Here is an 18628-nt window from a genome sequence, read left to right as displayed (position 1 = left end):
CTTACGCCCACGATAGACTCGGGTGCATGTGTGGAATCGTGGGGTACGTCGGTACCGACAAGAGCCTCGAGGTGCTTCTCGGCGGTCTGAAGCGCCTGGAGTACCGCGGATACGACTCCGCGGGCATCGCCGTGATCGGCCCGGACGGCGCCCTCGGCACCGCTAAGAAGGCCGGGAAGCTGTCGGTGCTGACCGAAGACCTGCAGGAGCACCCCATCCCGAACGGGCAGACCGGCATCGGTCACACCCGCTGGGCGACTCACGGCGGCCCGACCGACGTGAATGCGCACCCGCACCTGGGCGACGACGGTCGCCTCGCCGTCATCCACAACGGCATCATCGAGAACTTCGCAACGCTGAAGGACGAGCTGCTCGCCGACGGCTTCGCCTTCGAGTCCGAGACCGACACCGAGGTCGCAGCCGTGCTGCTGGGCCGCGAGTACCGCCGGACGGGCGACCTGCCCGAGGCGTTCCAGAGCGTCGTCTCACGCCTGGAGGGTGCATTCACCCTTCTCGCGATGCACCAGGACCAGCCGCACGTCGTCGTCGGCGCGCGCCGCAACTCGCCGCTCGTCATCGGGCTCGGCGAGGGCGAGAACTTCCTCGGCTCGGACGTCGCCGCGTTCGTCGAGCACACCCGCAAGGCGATGGCGATCGGTCAGGACCAGATCGTCACCATCACGCCGGACAGCGTCACGGTCACCGACTTCGCCGGCGCGCCCGTCGAGGTCGAGCCGTTCGAGGTCGCGTGGGACGCCTCCGCCGCCGAGAAGGGCGGCTGGTCGTCGTTCATGGCGAAGGAGATCGCCGAAGAGCCGGATGCGGTGGCCAACACCCTCCGCGGCCGCCTCGTCGAGGGCGCCGTCCACATCCCCGAGCTCGACGCGCTCGGCGACGAGTACTTCGCCGGCATCGACCGCATCACGATCATCGCGTGCGGCACTGCCGCGTACGCGGGCCTGGTGGGCAGCTACGCGATCGAGAAGTGGGCCCGCGTGCCCGTCACGGTCGAGCTGAGCCACGAGTTCCGCTACCGCGAGCCCGTGCTGACCGACGGCACCCTGGTGATCTCGATCAGCCAGTCGGGCGAGACGATGGACACGCTGATGGCCGTCAAGTACGCCCGCGAGGGCGGCGCCAAAGCCATCTCGGTCTGCAACACGCAGGGCGCGACCATCCCGCGCGAGTCCGACGCCGCGCTGTACACGCACGCCGGCCCGGAGGTCGCCGTCGCGTCGACGAAGGCCTTCGTCGCCCAGATCACCGCTCTGTACCTGTTCGGCCTTCACCTGGCGCGCGTCCGCGGCACCCTGAGCGCGGCGCAGCAGCGCGACGCGATCGAGGAGCTGCAGGAGGTGCCCGCCAAGATCGCCACGGTGCTCGAGTCGCACGCCGAGATCGCGCAGCTGGCCAAGTGGATGTCGGACACCCGCGCGGTGCTGTTCCTCGGTCGTCACGTCGGCTACCCGATCGCGCTGGAAGGTGCGCTCAAGCTCAAGGAGCTCGCGTACATCCACGCCGAGGGCTTCGCGGCCGGCGAGCTGAAGCACGGACCGATCGCCCTGATCGAGCCGGGCCAGCCGGTGTTCGTCGTCGTGCCCAGCCCGCGCTGGTCGGACGAGCTGCACAAGAAGGTCGTCTCGAACATCCAGGAGATCCGCGCCCGCGGCGCCCGCGTCATCGCGATCGCCGAGGCCGGAGACGCCGCCGTGCTGCCGTTCGCCGACGAGGTCATCCGCATCCCGCTGGCCGCGCCGCTCTTCGAGCCGCTTCTCGCGGTCGTCCCGCTGCAGATCTTCGCCATGGAGCTGTCGGCGGCGAAGGGCCTCGACGTCGACCAGCCGCGCAACCTGGCCAAGTCCGTCACCGTCGAGTGACGCAGTGATCGCCGGCATCGGGGTCGACGTGGTCGATCTGGCCCGCTTCGAGCGGTCGATCGCCCGCACGCCGAAGCTGCGCGACCGGCTGTTCACCGAGGCGGAGCGCCTGCTCCCCGTGCACTCGCTCGCGGCCCGGTTCGCCGCGAAAGAGGCGCTGATCAAGGCGCTCGGCGGCTCCGAGGGCGTGCGCTGGCACGACATGGAGATCGTCCCCGACGAGGAGAGGAACCCCGGTTTCGTGCTGCACAACGTCGTCGAGGCGCAGGTCCGCGAGCGCGGCATCGTGCGCATCCACGTGTCGATGACGCATGACGCCGGCGTCGCGACGGCGTTCGTGGTGACGGAGTGCGCGCCGTGACCGCGGTGTTCCGGGAGCGGGTCGTCGACCTGGATGCGGTGAGCGCGAACGTCGCACGCCTGCGCGAGCTCGTCGGCACGCCGCACGCCATGGCGGTCGTCAAGGCCGACGCGTACGGCCACGGCGCCGTCGAGTGCGCCCGTGCAGCGCTCGCCGGCGGGGCGGACTGGCTCGGCGTCGCCGAGATCTCCGAGGGCCTCGCGCTGCGGGAGGCCGGCATCACCGCGCCCGTGCTGGCGTGGCTGCACGACCCCGACGACGACTTCGCCGACGCCGTCCGCGCCGACCTCGACCTCGGGATCTCGTCAGGCGTCCAGCTGGAGGCCGCAGCGGCCGCAGCCACGGGCGACCGGCCGGTCTTCGTCCAGCTCAAGATCGAGACCGGTCTGAGCCGTAACGGCGTCCCGGAATCCGAGTGGGATGCGGTGGTCGCGCGCGCACGCGAGCTCGAGGTCGCCGGTCTCGTCCGCGTCCGCGGCGTCTTCTCGCACCTCTCCAATGCGTCGCCGGAGGACGACCGCGCCGCGATCGCCGCGTTCGAACGTGCGCTCGATCGCGCATCCGCCGCCGGACTCGATCCCGAGCTGCGGCACATCGCGGCCAGTGCGGCCGCCCTCTCACTGCCGGAGTCGCGGTTCGACCTCGTCCGCCTCGGCATCGCCGTGTACGGGCTGTCGCCCTTCGGCCGGGAGTCGGCCGTCGAGCTCGGGCTGCGTCCCGCGATGACGCTGCGCGGGCGGGTGGCCGCGGTCCGGCGCGTGCCTGCGGGCACAGGCGTCTCCTACGACTACACGTACCGCACCGAGAAGGAGACGACGCTCGTCCTCGTCCCCCTCGGCTATGCGGAGGGCATCCCGCGTCATGCGTCCAACCGCGGTCCCGTCGCGATCGGCGGCCGCACGTTCCGGATCAGCGGGCGCGTCGCCATGGACCAGTTCGTGGTCGACGTCGGCGACCTGGACGTGGCGGTCGGCGACGAGGTCGTCCTGTTCGGTGACCCCGCAGTCGGCGTGCCGGGGGCGGACGACTGGGCCGAGGCCGCCGACACCATCAACTACGAGATCGTCACGCGTCTCGGCGGACGACTGAGACGGAGCTACACCGGAGGCGGCCGATGACGGACGCGCTGCAGGTGCCCGCCGTCCGGCGGGTCGCCACGGCGGACGAGATGCACGAACTCGGCCGGGATCTCGCTGGCGTCCTCCGAGCGGGCGACCTCGTCATCCTGTCCGGTCCGCTCGGGGCGGGCAAGACGACGCTGACGCGCGGGATCGGCGAAGCGCTGGACGTGCGCGGCCCGGTGACCAGCCCCACGTTCGTGCTCGCCCGGACGCATCCCAGTCTCTCCGGCGGCGCGCCGCTCGTCCACGTCGACGCGTACCGCCTGTCGAGCGCGCTGGAGCTCGACGACCTCGACATCGACTTCGCGCGCTCGGTCGTGGTGGTGGAGTGGGGCGCCGGGATGCTCGACGGCGTCGCCGAGTCGTGGCTCGAGGTCGCGATCGAGCGGCCGACCGGAGCGGCGGAGGGCGCGGCCGTAGACGCCGATGCCGTCGACGAGACGGACGAACCGCGTACCGTCACGCTGACCGGGTTCGGTCCGCGCTGGGCGCCGCCCGCGGGCTCCTCGTCCGCCGATCCCGCTTAGGCTGGATGCATGCTGCTCGCCATCGACACGTCCGCCGGGACCAGCGTCGCCGTCGTCGACCGGGAGGGCGGGGTGCTCTCGGAGATCATCGAGACCGACAGCATGCGTCACGCGGAAGTGATCGGCACTCTGATCGACGAGGCGCTGACCGTGGCCGGCATCGAGGTGCGCGCTCTGTCGGGTGTCGTCGCCGGGATGGGACCGGGCCCGTTCACGGGACTCCGGGTCGGCATCGCCGCGGCGAAGGCGTTCGCGATCGGCGCGGGCAAGCCGCTCGTCCCCGTCGTCAGCCATGACGCCGTCGCCTACGACCGCTACGCGTCCGGGCACGAGGGTCCGCTCCTGATCGTGACCGACGCCCGGCGCCGCGAACGCTACTGGACGGCCTACTCGGGCGTCGACGGCTTCGGTCTGCCGATGCGCCTCGACGGGCCGGGCCTCGCCCGCCCGGACGAGCTGCCGCATCCCGATATCGCGCGAGTAGACGCCGACGTCGTACCCGCCGGGCGGCTCGGCATGATCGCCGAGCTGCGCTACGCGAACCGGCTGCCCATGGACCCCGATGTCGCCCTGTACCTGCGCTCGCCGGATGTGACGCCGTCCGCCGGGCCGAAGCGGGTGACGGCGTGACCGATCCCGCCCGCACCGTGCACCAGCTGCGCCGCGCCGAGCCCGCCGACGTGCCCGCGATCATGGAGCTGGAGCGCAGCGTCTTCGAGAACGACGCGTGGTCGGAGCGATCCATGCGCTCGGAGGTCGCCGGCGAGCACGGCTACTACCTCGTCGCGTTCGCACCGGAGTCGCCCGACCGCCTCGCCGGATATGCCGGACTCCTCGCCCCGCGCGGGGGAGGGGACGGCGACATCCAGACCATCGCGGTCGCCCCGCACGCTCGCCGCCGCGGGCTGGGACGTCAGCTCATGCTCGCCCTGATCGCCGAGGCGCGGAAACGCGGCGCACGCGAGGTGTTCCTCGAAGTGCGCGCCGACAACCCGGGCGCCCAGACCCTCTACCGCGACCTCGGTTTCGAGGAGATCGGCGTGCGCCCGAAGTACTACCAGCCGGACGGTGTGGATGCGATCGTGATGCGTCTCGCCGTCCCCAGTCCGGAGACCACCCTCGCATGACCAGTGCAGCATCCACTCGCCTCGATCCGGCGTCCGTGAAGGAGCCGCTCGTGCTCGGCATCGAGACGTCATGCGACGAGACCGGTGTGGGGATCGTTCGCGGCACGACTCTGCTCGCCAACACGATCGCGTCGTCGATGGAGGAGCACGCCCGCTACGGCGGCGTCGTCCCGGAGGTCGCCGCCCGCGCACATCTGGAGGCCCTGGAGCCGACGCTGCGCACCGCGGTAGCGGATGCGGGGATCGAGCTGGCCGACGTCGACGCCATCGCTGTGACCAGCGGCCCCGGACTCTCGGGTGCGCTCATGGTCGGCGTCGGCGCGGCAAAGGCGCTCGCCGTCTCCCTCGGCAAGCCGCTGTATGCCGTCAACCACCTCGTCGGCCACGTCGGCGCCGATCTGCTCGACGCGCAGGGCGGCCCGGGTCATCCCGTCGAGCTGCCGACGATCGCCCTGCTCGTCTCCGGCGGCCACACCTCCCTGCTGCTCGTCCGCGACCTCGTCTCGGACGTCGAGCTGCTCGGTGAGACCATCGACGACGCAGCCGGTGAGGCGTTCGACAAGGTCGCCCGCGTGCTCGGCCTGCCGTATCCCGGCGGCCCGCAGATCGACCGCGTCGCCGCGGACGGCGACCCGAAGGCGATCCGCTTTCCCCGGGGTCTGACCCGGCCGAAGGACCTGGAGAAGCACCGGTACGACTTCTCCTTCTCCGGGCTCAAGACCGCGGTCGCGCGCTGGGTCGAGCAGCGTCAGGATGCCGGGGAAGAGGTGCCGGTCGCCGATGTCGCTGCGTCGTTCCGGGAGGCGGTGGCGGATGTGCTGATCACGAAAGCGCTGGCCGCATGCCGCGATCACGACGTGCCCCGACTGCTGCTCGGCGGCGGTGTCGTGGCGAACGCCCGGGTGCGCCAGCTCGCCATCGCGCGGGCGGCCGAAGCCGGTGTCGCGCTGCGCATCCCGGCTCTTTCGCTGTGCACGGACAACGGCGCGATGATCGCGGCGCTGGGGGCGCAGCTGATCATGGCGGGTCACGGCCCGAGCGAGCTCACCTTCTCGGCGGACTCCACGCTCCCGGTGACGGAGATTCAGGTCACCGCCTGAGTGGTGCGTTGACACCCTCCCGGACCCCCTGCCACGATGGGTGTGATACAGCGTTCTCTCAGGAAATCCGTTTCCGCTGAGGCGCCGACCACCAGCTTCCCGCACCGAAGGAGATGGGTCTCATGACCGACCCGAACGCCCCCGTCGAACCGACGGACCCGAACTCGCAGAACGGATCGGTTCCGCCGCCGCCGCCCGCCCCGCCCGCGTCCGACACGGGGGCCGTGCCCCCGCCTGCGCCGGGTTACGGTCAGCAGCCGCCGGCTCCGGACTACGGTCAGCAGCCGCCGGCTCCGGGATACGGCCAGCAGCCGCCCGCGCCGGGATACGGCCAGCAGCCGCCGGCCCCGGGATACGGTCAGCAGTACCAGCAGCCCTACGGCCAGCAGCCGGGCCAGCCCCAGCAGCCGTACGGCCAGCCGGCGTACGGACAGCCCGCCCCCGGCTACACCCAGCCGTACGGGCAGCCCGCCGCCAAGTCGCCGATCCTGAGCATCCTGTCGCTCGTCGGCGGCATCCTCGGCATCGTGCTCAACATCGCCTGGGGCATCGGCTTCCTGTTCGGCATCGCGGCGGTCGTGCTCGGCTTCATCGGCCGCAACAAGGAGCCGCAGGCCAAGGGCTTCTGGCTCACCGGCATCATCCTCGGCTTCGTGAGCATCGCGATCGCGATCATCTACTGGATCTTCCTGGCGATCATCTTCGCGAGCATCGCGAACTACCAGGGCACGTACTGATCAGAGCCCTGTGAAACGGTTCGCCGACGGCCTCAGAGCCGTTCGGCGAGCAGCGCCGTGTGCCGCCCGGCGACCCTGGTGAGGATCAGGGTCGCCGGGCGGTCGCCGTTGAGGCCCAGCCGGCGGCGCAATGCGGCCGGGTCCACATCCACCCCCCGCTTCTTGATCTCGAGGGTGCCGATGCCGCGCTGACGGAGAGCCTTCTTCAGGTCCTTCTCGGCGTAGGGGAGCGTTTCGAGAACGCGGAAGCCGGCCGCGAACGGGGTCTCGGCGGGCCGATCGGTCGTGATGTAGGCGATCTGCTCCGAGAGCATCCTGCCGCCCAGCCTGCGTGCGAGATCGCCGATGAGGCGCGCTCGGATGACCGCGCCATCCGGCTCGTAGAGGAACTCCCCGAGCGGACCGGCCTCCTCGTCGGGACTGTCGGCATCGGCGGTCAGTTCGTCCGCCCGATCGCCGCGGAGCACGAGTGCGGCGCGGTGGATGCCGGGCCGGGCCAGCGCTCCGAACCAGAGGCCCAGCTCGACGACCTGTCCGTCGGCGGAGACCCACTGCGCCTCCGCCGTCGAAGGGATGAGGTCGCGGTCGAATCCCGGACCGAGCTTCAGGCCGACCGATCGGCCGGTGGCGAGCTCGTACGCGAAGCCGAGCGACGGCGTGTAGTCGTCGGGGTCGGTGAGGCGCTCCGTCTGCGTGTGCCCGGCGGTCCGTCGTGCCGGGTCGAGGAAGACGCCGTCGATCTCGCGCAGGTCGACGTCTTCCGCACGCCGCTGCTCGACCCGAGCGCTGGGGAACGGGGCCAGGTTGAAGGAGGCGATGGCCGCGGTGACCTCGTCGGCCTCGATCGCCAGGACGTCCAGCTCGAGGGCGGCGAGGGCGAGAGCGTCGCCGCCGATCCCGCAGCCGAGGTCGGCGACCCGGCGGATCCCCGCCGCGCGGAACCGTCCGGCATGCCGCGCGGCGACCGGCAGCCGGGTGGCCTGCTCCAGGCCGGCCTCGGTGAAGAGCATCTGCGACGCGAAGTCGCCGAACTTGGCCACGGCCTTGCGGCGCAGTTTCGACTGCGTGAGAACGGCCGCGACCAGCGCGGGGGAGTGGCCCTGCTTGCGGAGGTCGCTGACGATCGCGAGCACGTCCCGCTCGCTGTTGTAGGGCGGAAGGGAGTCGAGCAGCCGCAGTCCCTCCGGGCTCAGGAGGGCGACCAGCTCGGAGCGTTCCATGCGCTCAACGCTACCCTGGACGTGCCGCCCCGCCCGGTCTGGCACTCACGTTGCGTGACTGCTAACGCACCCCCTAGACTCGTGTTAGCACTCTCAGTGCGAGTTTGCTAATCAGTCTTAGTAGAGACACTGTTCTTCACAGGAAAGGGGTCAACGTGTCGGTCTCCATCAAGCCGCTCGAGGATCGCATCGTCATCAAGCAGGTCGAGGCTGAGCAGACCACTGCTTCCGGTCTGGTCATCCCCGACACCGCCAAGGAGAAGCCGCAGGAGGGCGAGGTCGTCGCGGTGGGCCCTGGTCGCATCGACGACAACGGCAACCGCATCCCGCTCGATGTCGCTGTCGGCGACAAGGTCATCTACTCGAAGTACGGCGGCACCGAGGTGAAGTTCGGCGGCGAGGACTACCTCGTCCTGTCGGCCCGCGACGTGCTCGCGGTCGTCGTCCGCTGACGCACCCCCTCTTCTCGACGGCCCGGATGCTCTGAGCATCCGGGCCGTCGTGGTGTCTGCGGTCGCAGGTAGAGTCGGACGAGTGGCACCCTCCGACGACCTCAGTTCCCACCGCACATCCGGACTCGTCTACGCGGTCTCCGCGTACGTCCTGTGGGGCATCCTCCCGATCTACTTCCTGGCCCTCGCGCCCGCCTCGGCCTGGGAGATCGTCGGCTGGCGCGTGATCTTCTCGCTCGGATTCTGCGCCATCGCCCTCACGGTGACCCGTTCCTGGCGCGCGTTCACGGCGCTGCTCACCGACAAGCGCGTCCTGTTCACGATGGGCCTCGCCGGCGCTCTCATCTACGTCAACTGGCAGACGTATGTGCTGGCGACGGTGAACGGCCACGTCGTCGAGGCGGCCCTCGGCTACTTCATCAACCCGATCGTCACGGTGTTCCTCGGCGTCGTCGTCCAGCGCGAGAAGCTGCGCGTCGCCCAGTGGGTCGCCGTCGGCGTGAGCGTCGTCGCCGTCATCGTCCTCGCGGTCGGCTACGGCTCGATGCCGTGGATCGCCCTCATCCTCGCCTTCTCGTTCGGCCTGTACGGCCTGATCAAGAAGCGCGTGGGCAACCGGGTGGATGCGCTCTCCGGCCTCACCCTCGAGACGATGTGGCTGACCCCGGTGGCCATCATCCAGCTCGTCGTCGTCGCCGTCACCGCCGGGCTCACCATTGGCACCGCAGGGGTGTGGCACACCGTTCTGCTCGTCGGCGCCGGTGTCATCACGGCCGTCCCGCTGCTGTTCTTCGCCGCGGCATCCCGTCGCCTCCCGCTCGTCTACATGGGCTTCATCCAGTACTTCGCCCCGTTCATCCAGTTCATCGTCGGCGTCGCCGTGCTGCACGAGGCGATGCCGCCGGAGCGCTGGGTCGGCTTCGCGATCGTCTGGCTCGCACTGCTCATCCTGAGCATCGACATGATCGTCGCCGCGCGACAGGGGAAGCGGGCGGCGGAACTCGACCTGGCACCGGTGGACTGACCGCGACGCGGTCGGAATATCCGTCCAGATTCTGCCGTTACCATTGAGCATCCACAGTCGCGCGTCCTCACACGGGATGCATCTTTGAAGGGGTGAGATGGATCAGGCGGATCCGTTCGGTTTCATCGGTTTGACCTACGACGACGTCATGCTCCTCCCCGGGCATACCGACGTCATCCCGAGTGAGGCGGACACGTCCACCCGCTTGACCAAGCGCATCTCGATGGCGACTCCGCTGCTCTCGAGCGCGATGGACACCGTCACCGAGTCGCGCATGGCCGTCGCCATGGCGCGCCAGGGCGGCATCGGCATCATCCACCGCAACCTCTCGATCGAGGACCAGGCGGCGCACGTTGACAAGGTCAAGCGGTCCGAGTCGGGCATGATCACCAACCCGGTGACCACGACGCCGGACGCGACCGTCGAAGAGGTCGACGCTCTGTGCGGCCAGTTCCGCGTCAGCGGTCTCCCCGTCGTCGAGCCGGACGGCACCCTCGTCGGCATCATCACCAACCGCGACATGCGTTTCGTGTCGCCGTTCGAGCGGTCGACCACCAAGGTCCGCGACGTCATGACCCGTCAGCCGCTGATCACGGCTCCGATCGGCATCGACCCGGACGCGGCCGTCGCCATCTTCGCCGAGCACAAGATCGAGAAGCTCCCCCTGGTGGACGCCGACGGCAAGCTCGGCGGCCTCATCACGGTGAAAGACTTCGACAAGAGCGAGAAGTACCCCGACGCCACGAAGGACGACGAGGGCCGGCTCCGTGTCGGCGCCGCGATCGGCTTCTTCGGCGACGCCTGGCAGCGCGCGATGACCCTGGTCGACGCGGGGGTCGACGTGATCGTCGTCGACACCGCCAACGGCGACAGCGCCGGCGTTCTCGACATCATCCGCCGTCTCAAGGCGGAGCCCCGCGCGTCGCACGTCGACGTCATCGGCGGCAACGTCGCCACCCGTTCGGGCGCTCAGGCGCTCATCGACGCGGGTGCCGACGCCATCAAGGTCGGTGTCGGCCCGGGCTCCATCTGCACCACGCGCGTCGTCGCCGGTGTGGGTGTGCCCCAGGTCACCGCGGTCTACGAGGCGTCGCTCGCCGCGCGCGAGGCCAACGTCCCGCTCATCGCCGACGGCGGCCTCCAGTACTCGGGCGACATCGCGAAGGCGCTCGTCGCAGGTGCGGACAGCGTCATGCTCGGATCGCTGCTGGCCGGCACCTCCGAGTCGCCGGGCGAGCTCGTGTTCGTCAACGGCAAGCAGTTCAAGAACTACCGCGGGATGGGGTCGCTCGGCGCCCTGCAGACGCGCGGCAAGAAGACCTCCTACTCGCGTGACCGGTACTTCCAGGCGGATGTGCCGAGCGACGAGCAGCTGATCGCCGAGGGCATCGAGGGTCAGGTGCCGTTCCGCGGCCCGCTCTCCGCCGTCGCCTACCAGCTCGTCGGCGGTCTGCGGCAGTCGATGTTCTACGTGGGCGCCCGCACCATCCCGGAGCTCAAGCAGAACGGCAAGTTCGTGCGCATCACCGCGGCGGGGCTCAAGGAGTCGCACCCGCACGACGTGCAGATGGTCGTGGAGGCTCCGAACTACCGCCGCTGACACGCAGCTTCAGGTCTGAGAAACCGCCGCCCGTTCCCTCGGGCGGCGGTTTCGTTTACTCTGGAAGGCTTTGCCCGCCTCCCGAGATACAGGATCACTCCATGAGCCACATCGACGTCTCCGGCGTCTCGTACACCCTTGCCGACGGCCGGCCGCTGCTCGACGACGTCTCGTTCCGGGTCGGGGATGGGCGCGTCGGCGCTCTGATCGGCGCGAACGGTGCGGGCAAGTCGACCCTGCTGCGCATCATCCGGGGTGAACTCCGGCCCGACGCGGGCGGCGTCGTCATCGACGGCGGCCTCGCGGTGATGGACCAGTTCGTCGGACACGTCCGCGACGACCGGACGGTGCACGACCTGCTGGTGGGAGTGGCGCCGAAGGCGGTGAAGGCCGCCGCCGAAGCGCTGGAGGCGGCCGAGAACGCCATCATCGAGCGCGACGAGACCGACACACAGCTGCGGTATGCGAACGCGCTTGCCGAGTACGCCGACGCCGGCGGATACGAGCAGGAAGTCGTCTGGGACCAGTGCACGGTCGCCGCGCTCGGCGTCCCGTTCGAGCGAGCGCGATACCGGGCGGTCCGGACCCTGTCGGGCGGAGAACAGAAGCGGTTGGTGCTGGAGGCGCTGCTGCGCGGTCCGGAACAGGTGCTGCTGCTCGACGAGCCGGACAACTACCTCGACGTGCCGGCCAAGCGCTGGCTGGAGGAGCAGCTCCGGGCGACGCAGAAGACGGTGCTGGTCGTCTCGCACGACCGCGAGCTGCTCGCCAACGCGGCCGACCGCATCATCACGCTGGAGCTGGGGGCCGCCGGCAACACGACGTGGACGCACGGGGGAGGTTTCGCCGGCTACCACGACGCCCGGCGCGAGCGGATGGAGCGGCTCGAGGAGCTTCGCCGCCGGTGGGATGAGGAGCACGCGAAGCTGCGGGCGCTCGTGCTGCGCTTCAAGGAGAAGGCGAAGTACAACAGCGACCTCGCGAACGCCTACCAGGCCGCGCAGACCCGGCTCTCCCGCTTCGAGGCGGCCGGTCCGCCGCAGGCGGTGCCGCGCGAGCAGAACGTGCGGATGCGCTTGACCGGCGCACGCACGGGCCGCCGCGTGCTCGAATGCACAGATCTCGAATTGACCGGCCTCATGCGGCCGTTCGACGCCGAGGTCTGGTTCGGTGAGCGCGTCGCGGTGCTCGGCTCGAACGGATCCGGGAAGTCGCATTTCCTCCGGCTGCTCGCGGCCGGCGGCACGGATCCGGACCCGTCGGCCGGGCACCTCGCCGCAGCGGAGAACGCCGGCGCCGTTGTCCCGCACACGGGGAACGCGAAACTCGGTGCCCGGGTCGCTCCCGGCCTGTTCGCACAGGCTCACGAGCATCCCGAGCTGGTCGGACGGACGCTGCTGGAGATCCTGCACCGCGGAGACGAACGCCGCGACGGGATGCCCCGGGAGGCCGCGAGCCGGGTCCTCGATCGGTATGGCCTCGCCGGTGCCGCCGAGCAGACGTTCGAATCGCTGTCCGGCGGCCAGCAGGCGCGGCTGCAGATCCTGCTGCTCGAACTCTCCGGTGCGACGCTGCTGCTGCTCGACGAGCCAACCGACAACCTCGACCTGGTCTCGGCCGAGGCGCTCGAGGAGGGCCTCGCCGGCTTCGAGGGCACGGTGATCGCGGTCACGCACGACCGCTGGTTCGCTCGCGGGTTCGACCGGTTCCTGGTGTTCGGTTCCGACGGCGCGGTCTACGAGACCGACGAGCCGGTGTGGGACGAGCGGCGGGTCAGCCGCGCGCGCTGAGCTCGGCGATCCGGTCGATCGCGTCGGTGAGGACCTCCGGAGAGCACGCCAGGTTGAGGCGGATGAAACCGGCGCCGGGCGCACCGAACTCGATGCCGGGATTGACGGCGACGCGGGCCTCCTCCAGGATGCGCGTGGCAGGGTCGTCGCCCCAGCCGAGGGCGCGCAGGTCGATCCAGGCCAGGTAGCTGGCGAGCGGCTCCCGGTAGCGGGCGCGCGGCAGACGGTCGGTCAGCAGGACGGACAGCAGTTCGCGGTTGGTCTCGATGGCCCGCAGCACGTCGTCGAGCCAGGGTCGCCCATCCCGGAAGGCCGCTTCGGTGGCGATCCGGCCGAAGTGGCTGGTGCGCACCTCCACCTCGATGGGCAGGGCGTGGATGCGCTCGGCCTGCTCCGGCGACGCCGTCACGAACAGTGCGCACTTCAGGCCGGCCAGGTTCCAGGCCTTGCTGGCGGAGTGAGCGGCCACGCCGATCCGTCGCGCCTCCTCCGACACGGAGAGGAACGGCGTGAACGTCGCATCGGTGTGCGTGAGCGGTGCGTGCACCTCGTCGCTCACGACGAACACACCGTGGTGGGCCGCCAGAGCGGCGACCGCCTCCAGCTCGGCGCGCGGGTGGACCAGACCGAGCGGATTGTGCGGGTTGCAGAGCAGGAACGCCTTCGCCCCTCCCGCGAACGCCCGCTCCAGACCGGCGAGATCGAGCGCCCAGCCTCGGCCGTCGGTCCCGCCGTCGAGCAGCGGCACCTCCTCGACGACGCCCCCGGCTTCGGGGATCAATTCGAAGAACGGCGGATAGACCGGCGGGGTGATGACCACGCGGTCGCCCGGCTCGATCAGCATCCGCAGGGCCTCGACGATCACCACGCTCACGTCGGTGGTGGTCCGCGTCTGCGCGGGGTCGACCTCCCAGCCCCACCGGTCGCGCGCGAAGTCGGCGAACGCCCGCTGAGTGCGGTCGTCCGGCCCGATGTACCCGGTGTCGCTGCGGTCGACCGCAGCGTGCAGGGCCGCGGCGATCGGCGGGGCGAGCGGGTAGTCCATCTCGGCGACGAACAGCGGGAGGACGTCGTCGGGGTACGCGCGCCACTTCTCGCTGGTGCGCTGGCGGAGACGGCTGAGGGGTTCGGCTTCGACGGTCACGAGACCACCTTTCCACAGGCCCCCGACGCCGAACAGGCGCGCGGCCTAGACTGAAGCGCGTGAGTATGGAGATCGAGATCGGCCGCGCCAAGCGCGCCCGCCGTGTGTACGCCTTCGACGACGTCGCCGTGGTTCCGAGCCGGCGCACCCGCGACCCGGAGGACGTCTCGGTCTCGTGGACGATCGACGCCTACCAGTTCTCCATCCCGTTCATCGCGGCCCCGATGGACTCGGTGGTCTCGCCGACGACGGCCATCATGATGGGTCAGCTCGGCGGCCTCGGCGTTCTCGACCTCGAGGGCCTCTGGACCCGGTACGAGGACCCGGAGCCCCTGCTCGCCGAGATCCGCGAGCTCCCGGCCGAGCGCGCGACGAGCCGGATGCAGGAGATCTACTCCGAGCCGATCAAGCCGGAGCTGGTCACTCGCCGCCTCGCCGAGATCCGCGAGGGAGGCGTAACCGTAGCGGGCGCGCTCTCGCCGCAGCGCACGCAAGAGCTCTACGAGACGGTCGTCGACGCGGGCGTCGACCTGTTCGTGATCCGCGGGACCACGGTCTCGGCCGAGCACGTGTCGAAGAACGTCGAGCCGCTCAACCTCAAGAAGTTCATCTACGAGCTGGATGTGCCGGTCATCGTCGGCGGGGCCGCCACCTACACCGCGGCGCTGCACCTGATGCGCACCGGTGCGGCCGGAGTGCTCGTCGGCTTCGGCGGCGGGGCCGCGTCGACCACGCGATCCACCCTCGGCATCCACGCGCCCATGGCGACCGCCGTGGCCGACGTCGCCGGCGCCCGCCGCGACTACATGGACGAGTCCGGCGGCCGCTACGTGCACGTCATCGCCGACGGCGGCCTCGGCAGCTCGGGCGACATCGTCAAGGCCATCGCCTGCGGCGCCGACGCCGTCATGCTCGGCACCACGCTCGCCCGCGCCACCGATGCGCCTGGCGGCGGATGGCACTGGGGTGCCGAGGCGCACCACTCGCAGCTGCCGCGCGGCAATCGCGTCGCCGTCGGTCAGGTCGCGCCGCTCGAGGAGGTCCTCTACGGGCCGGCTCCGGTGGCTGAGGGCTCTGCGAATCTCGTGGGAGCCTTGCGCCGGAGCATGGCCACGACGGGATACTCGGACTTGAAGGAGTTCCAGCGCGTCGAGGTCGTCGTCGCGCCGTATCGTACGCAGTAGAGCAGCGCCGGCCGATGGCGGCCGGAGAGGGAGAGAACGATGGTGAAGTCCCAATCTGCCCCAGGCGGCGACAGGCACGCGACGCCCGCGTCGAACCCGGCCGTGACCTACCCGTCACGGCTCGGTCCGGCGGAGCGCGCCGCGGCGATAGCGGCGCTCAAAGACACGGAGCTCGACATCCTCGTGGTCGGCGGCGGCATCGTCGGAGCCGGATCCGCGGTGGATGCGGCGACCCGTGGTCTGACCACCGGGCTGGTGGAGGCGCGCGACTTCGCCTCCGGCACCTCCAGCCGCTCCTCCAAGCTGGTCCACGGCGGCATCCGGTACCTCGAGCAGCTCGACTTCCGCCTGGTCCGCGAGGCGCTCATCGAGCGCGGGCTGCTGCTGCAGCGCATCGCTCCGCACCTCGTGAAGCCCGTTCGCTTCCTGTACCCGCTGCACAAGCGGGTGTGGGAGCGCTTCTACATCGGCGCCGGCATGATGCTGTACGACATCTTCTCGTACAGCGGCGGGCGGCCTCCCGGTGTTCCGCACCATCGGCACCTCAGCAAGCGGCAGGTGCTGAACGCCATCCCGTCGATGAACAAGGACGCCCTGATCGGCGGCATCACGTACTACGACGCGCAGGTCGACGACGCCCGCTACGTCGCCAACCTGGTGCGCACGGCCGCGCACTACGGCGCCCACGTCGCCTCCCGCGTCCGGGTGGAGGGCTTCATCAAGGTGGGCGAGCGGGTGGTCGGCGTGCGCGCCCACGACCTCGAGACCGACGAGCGGTTCGACATCCGCGCCAAGCAGGTCGTCAACGCGACCGGCGTGTGGACGGACGACACGCAGTCGATGGTGGGGGAGCGCGGCCAGTTCAAGGTGCGCGCATCCAAGGGCATCCACCTCGTGGTGCCGCGCGACCGCTTCCAGTCGAAGATGGGCCTGCTGCTGCGCACCGAGAAGAGCGTGCTCTTCGTCATCCCGTGGGGCCGGCACTGGCTGATCGGCACGACGGACACCGACTGGCACCTCGACAAGGCGCACCCCGCGGCGACCGCCGCCGACATCGACTACCTGCTCGCGCACGTCAACGAGATCCTCAACATCCCGTTGACCCGGGAGGACGTCGAGGGCGTCTACGCGGGCCTCCGGCCGCTCCTCGCCGGTGAGTCCGAGCAGACGTCGAAACTGTCGCGCGAGCATCTGGTCGCCCACTCGGTGCCGGGCCTCGTCGTGATCGCGGGCGGCAAGTGGACGACGTACCGGGTCATGGCGAAGGATGCGGTGGATGCCGCCGTCAGCGCGATCGACGGCAGGACTCCTCCCTCCACGACGATGGACATCGCCCTGGTCGGAGCCGAGGGGTACCAGGCCGCGTGGAACCGCCGCCACCGGATCGCCCAGGAGTCCGGCCTCCACGTCGCCCGCATCGAGCACCTGCTGAACCGCTACGGCACGTTCGCGGAGGACATCCTCGCGCTCATCCGCGAGGACCCGTCGCTGGCCGACCCGCTGCCCGGAGCGGACGACTACGTCGGCGCCGAGGTCGTCTATGCGGCGACGCACGAGGGCGCCCTCCACCTGGAGGACGTGCTCGCCCGCCGCACCCGCATCTCGATCGAGGCGTGGGACCGCGGCGCCTCCGCCGCCCCGGTCGCCGCGTCGCTGATGGCGCGGGTGCTCGGCTGGGATTCGGAGCGGGAGGAGCGCGAGGTGCGCACCTACCTGCGCCGGGTCGAGGCGGAGCGTGCCAGCCAGCTGCAGCCGGACGACGAGTCCGCAGACCGCATCCGACTCGAAGCGCCCGACATCGTGGAGGCCGACGCCGAAGCCGCGAAGGCGGCCGCATCGAAGGCCGGCACCCCGACGAGCGTCGACCAGGCGCCGAAGCACGTCGAGGGCGCCGGTGCGGAGGACGCGCCCGGGACCGACGGGTAGGCGACGTACGCTGCCTCAGGCGCGGGAGCGACGGAAGAACGAGAAGCGCCGCTTCCGCGCTGGGGCGGCGGGCGGCTCAGGCTCCTGCGCGGGAGCGGCGGCCGGCAGCGGGGGCAGACCGAGCGCTGAGCGGAGCGCGAGTACTTGTGCGGTCCGAAGCCCGTGCGTTCCCCGCTCGAGGAGCCGCGCAATCTCGTCGTCAGCGCTCGGCGTCAGGTAGGCATTCGGGAGAACCAGGTCGACGAACACCTTCAGATCCAGTCGAGCCCGTTCACCCAGCTGATCGTCGTCCGCCAGCGAGAGATCGGTGAGGATGCGTGTCCGCGCATCTCGCGCGGTCAACAGCCGGAACCCGGCGAGCCGGACATGCGGGCGTTCTCCGCGATCCAGCAGGGGTCGGAGGAGCTCGGCGTCCACCCTTCCCGGTGAGCGACGCAGCGCCCTAGTGGCCTCCCGGGCCACCCCGGGCGACGTGTCGTGCAGGGCTGCCAGGAGAACCGACTGGTCGGCACCGCCGAGGGTTCGCAGCGCGTGCGCGGCCTCGACCCGGATCGCAGGATCGGGGTTGCGGAGGAACGGTACGAGCAGTGCCGCATCCTCCCGTGACCCGGTCTCGCGAAGACCTGCGACCGTTTCGCGCCTGAAGGTGCCGGTGGACAGCTCCGCCCGGTAGAAGTCGGCGGGGGACTCACCTGCCGCGCGCACAGCGACCTGCGCGGCGCTGCGTACCCGATGGGCGCGATCGCCGAGGGCCGCGCGCGCCGGCCCGAGGTCGCCGCTCATCGCCAGAGCGGTGATCGTGAGAGCGCGCAGCTCCGCCGAGCGGCTCTGCAGCAGACCGTGCACCTCTTCCGCCGGTGTCCCGCGAAGCACTGCCTCGGCGCTGGCGGCACGGATGGTCGGATCGGAGTCGCCTTCCGCGACGGCGCGAAGATCCTCCGACGTCAGGACGGCGCGACGGATCGCGACCCTGACCACGGCACGCCGGAACACGTGGTCCCGGCTCTGCAGGCACTGACGTATCCCGTCGGCATCGAGGGTCTCCAGGCGGTCGCGGATCACTCCGGCGAGCCAGGAGCCCGCCTCTCGTGCCGCCAGTGCCAACCCGAGCGGTCCCGCCAGCATGATCGTGCCGGGATCCGCTTCGAAGCGGTCCATGAGCGCACGGCGGGCCCGCTCGCGGACGGGCGGGACCCAGTCGGATGCGCGGATCGCCAGCACGGGCACGACCGCCCTCTCGCTCAGCGACGACAGCTCGTCGACGGCCGGCTCGCGTATGTAGCCGGACGCGTGGAAGGCGTCGCGGTACAGGTCGCCGAAGGGGTGCGGACGATACCGGCTGTCGCTTCGGGCGCTGTCGGCGAACGCCATCCACTCGCGCGGCGAGGCGTCGGGATCGGGGAGTTCGGTCGCAGACATAGCCGACCAGTATTGCACC

Annotated in this window: 17 protein-coding genes; 14 read left to right on the top strand and 3 right to left on the bottom strand. The window is 70.6% G+C overall.

From position 1 onward, the window contains the following. The first annotated feature begins 26 nt into the window (after positions 1-26). From glmS to ABIC47_RS01905, 8 genes are all read left to right on the top strand, one after another. A complete protein-coding gene (gene glmS, locus ABIC47_RS01940; RefSeq protein ID WP_029042974.1) occupies positions 27-1877 on the top strand; it encodes a glutamine--fructose-6-phosphate transaminase (isomerizing) in 1851 nt (616 codons plus the stop codon). 4 nt (positions 1878-1881) lie between these two features. After that, complete coding sequence (locus tag ABIC47_RS01935) at positions 1882-2238, top strand: holo-ACP synthase (RefSeq protein ID WP_018191929.1); 357 nt, start codon at positions 1882-1884, stop codon at positions 2236-2238. After that, complete coding sequence (gene alr / locus ABIC47_RS01930) at positions 2226-3356, top strand: alanine racemase (RefSeq protein WP_354476726.1); 1131 nt, start codon at positions 2226-2228, stop codon at positions 3354-3356. Before ABIC47_RS01935 ends, alr begins: the two co-directional genes overlap by 13 nt. Continuing rightward, positions 3353-3886, top strand: a complete 534-nt coding sequence (gene tsaE, locus ABIC47_RS01925; protein WP_018191927.1) for a tRNA (adenosine(37)-N6)-threonylcarbamoyltransferase complex ATPase subunit type 1 TsaE — start codon at positions 3353-3355, stop codon at positions 3884-3886. Before alr ends, tsaE begins: the two co-directional genes overlap by 4 nt. A 9-nt stretch (positions 3887-3895) precedes the next feature. Next, positions 3896-4516, top strand: a complete 621-nt coding sequence (tsaB, locus tag ABIC47_RS01920) for a tRNA (adenosine(37)-N6)-threonylcarbamoyltransferase complex dimerization subunit type 1 TsaB (protein ID WP_354476724.1) — start codon at positions 3896-3898, stop codon at positions 4514-4516. Further along, entirely contained in the window at positions 4513-5013 is a 501-nt protein-coding gene (gene rimI, locus ABIC47_RS01915) for a ribosomal protein S18-alanine N-acetyltransferase (protein ID WP_354476722.1), read from the top strand. Before tsaB ends, rimI begins: the two co-directional genes overlap by 4 nt. Next, on the top strand, positions 5010-6113 hold the full coding sequence (gene tsaD, locus ABIC47_RS01910; RefSeq protein ID WP_354476720.1) for a tRNA (adenosine(37)-N6)-threonylcarbamoyltransferase complex transferase subunit TsaD: 1104 nt from the start codon (positions 5010-5012) through the stop codon (positions 6111-6113). Before rimI ends, tsaD begins: the two co-directional genes overlap by 4 nt. A gap of 122 nt (positions 6114-6235) precedes the next feature. Further along, entirely contained in the window at positions 6236-6850 is a 615-nt protein-coding gene (locus tag ABIC47_RS01905; protein ID WP_020076959.1) for a DUF4190 domain-containing protein, read from the top strand. 32 nt (positions 6851-6882) lie between these two features. On the opposite strand, the gene ABIC47_RS01900 is transcribed toward ABIC47_RS01905, so the two are convergent. Next, positions 6883-8070, bottom strand: coding sequence for a class I SAM-dependent methyltransferase (locus ABIC47_RS01900; protein WP_354476718.1), 1188 nt, complete (start codon positions 8068-8070; stop codon positions 6883-6885). A gap of 155 nt (positions 8071-8225) precedes the next feature. Here ABIC47_RS01900 and groES point away from each other — a divergent pair, with 155 nt between their 5' ends. The 4 genes from groES to ABIC47_RS01880 all read left to right on the top strand — a co-directional run bounded on the left by groES (position 8226) and on the right by ABIC47_RS01880 (position 12936). Next, the gene (gene groES, locus ABIC47_RS01895) at positions 8226-8522 is read left to right on the top strand and encodes a co-chaperone GroES (RefSeq protein WP_018191921.1); all 297 of its coding nucleotides are present in this window, start codon (positions 8226-8228) and stop codon (positions 8520-8522) included. An 82-nt stretch (positions 8523-8604) separates the two neighbouring features. Beyond that, entirely contained in the window at positions 8605-9546 is a 942-nt protein-coding gene (gene rarD, locus ABIC47_RS01890) for an EamA family transporter RarD (RefSeq protein WP_354476716.1), read from the top strand. Positions 9547-9643: 97 nt separating this feature from the next. Beyond that, the gene (gene guaB / locus ABIC47_RS01885) at positions 9644-11146 is read left to right on the top strand and encodes an IMP dehydrogenase (protein ID WP_018191919.1); all 1503 of its coding nucleotides are present in this window, start codon (positions 9644-9646) and stop codon (positions 11144-11146) included. 101 nt (positions 11147-11247) lie between these two features. Beyond that, on the top strand, positions 11248-12936 hold the full coding sequence (locus tag ABIC47_RS01880) for an ABC-F family ATP-binding cassette domain-containing protein (protein WP_354476713.1): 1689 nt from the start codon (positions 11248-11250) through the stop codon (positions 12934-12936). Here the strand turns inward: ABIC47_RS01880 and ABIC47_RS01875 are convergent. Beyond that, positions 12920-14080 (bottom strand): MalY/PatB family protein, encoded by a 1161-nt coding sequence (locus ABIC47_RS01875; RefSeq protein ID WP_354476711.1) that lies wholly within the window; start codon positions 14078-14080, stop codon positions 12920-12922. The two genes, ABIC47_RS01880 and ABIC47_RS01875, sit on opposite strands and share 17 nt — an antisense overlap. A 65-nt stretch (positions 14081-14145) precedes the next feature. On the opposite strand from ABIC47_RS01875, the gene ABIC47_RS01870 reads away from it, so the two are divergent. Together ABIC47_RS01870 and ABIC47_RS01865 are read left to right on the top strand one after the other, a co-directional pair. Beyond that, complete coding sequence (locus ABIC47_RS01870) at positions 14146-15264, top strand: GuaB3 family IMP dehydrogenase-related protein (RefSeq protein WP_018191916.1); 1119 nt, start codon at positions 14146-14148, stop codon at positions 15262-15264. Positions 15265-15303: 39 nt separating this feature from the next. Beyond that, the gene (locus ABIC47_RS01865) at positions 15304-17190 is read left to right on the top strand and encodes a glycerol-3-phosphate dehydrogenase/oxidase (RefSeq protein ID WP_502910205.1); all 1887 of its coding nucleotides are present in this window, start codon (positions 15304-15306) and stop codon (positions 17188-17190) included. 15 nt (positions 17191-17205) lie between these two features. Here the strand turns inward: ABIC47_RS01865 and ABIC47_RS01860 are convergent, their stop codons facing one another. After that, a complete protein-coding gene (locus tag ABIC47_RS01860) occupies positions 17206-18609 on the bottom strand; it encodes a HEAT repeat domain-containing protein (protein ID WP_354476709.1) in 1404 nt (467 codons plus the stop codon). Positions 18610-18628: the final 19 nt, after the last annotated feature.

It is taken from the genome of Leifsonia sp. 563 (assembly GCF_040545055.1).
In the GTDB taxonomy this organism is placed as follows: domain Bacteria; phylum Actinomycetota; class Actinomycetes; order Actinomycetales; family Microbacteriaceae; genus Leifsonia.
This window is presented reverse-complemented; position numbering and strand designations above follow the sequence as displayed.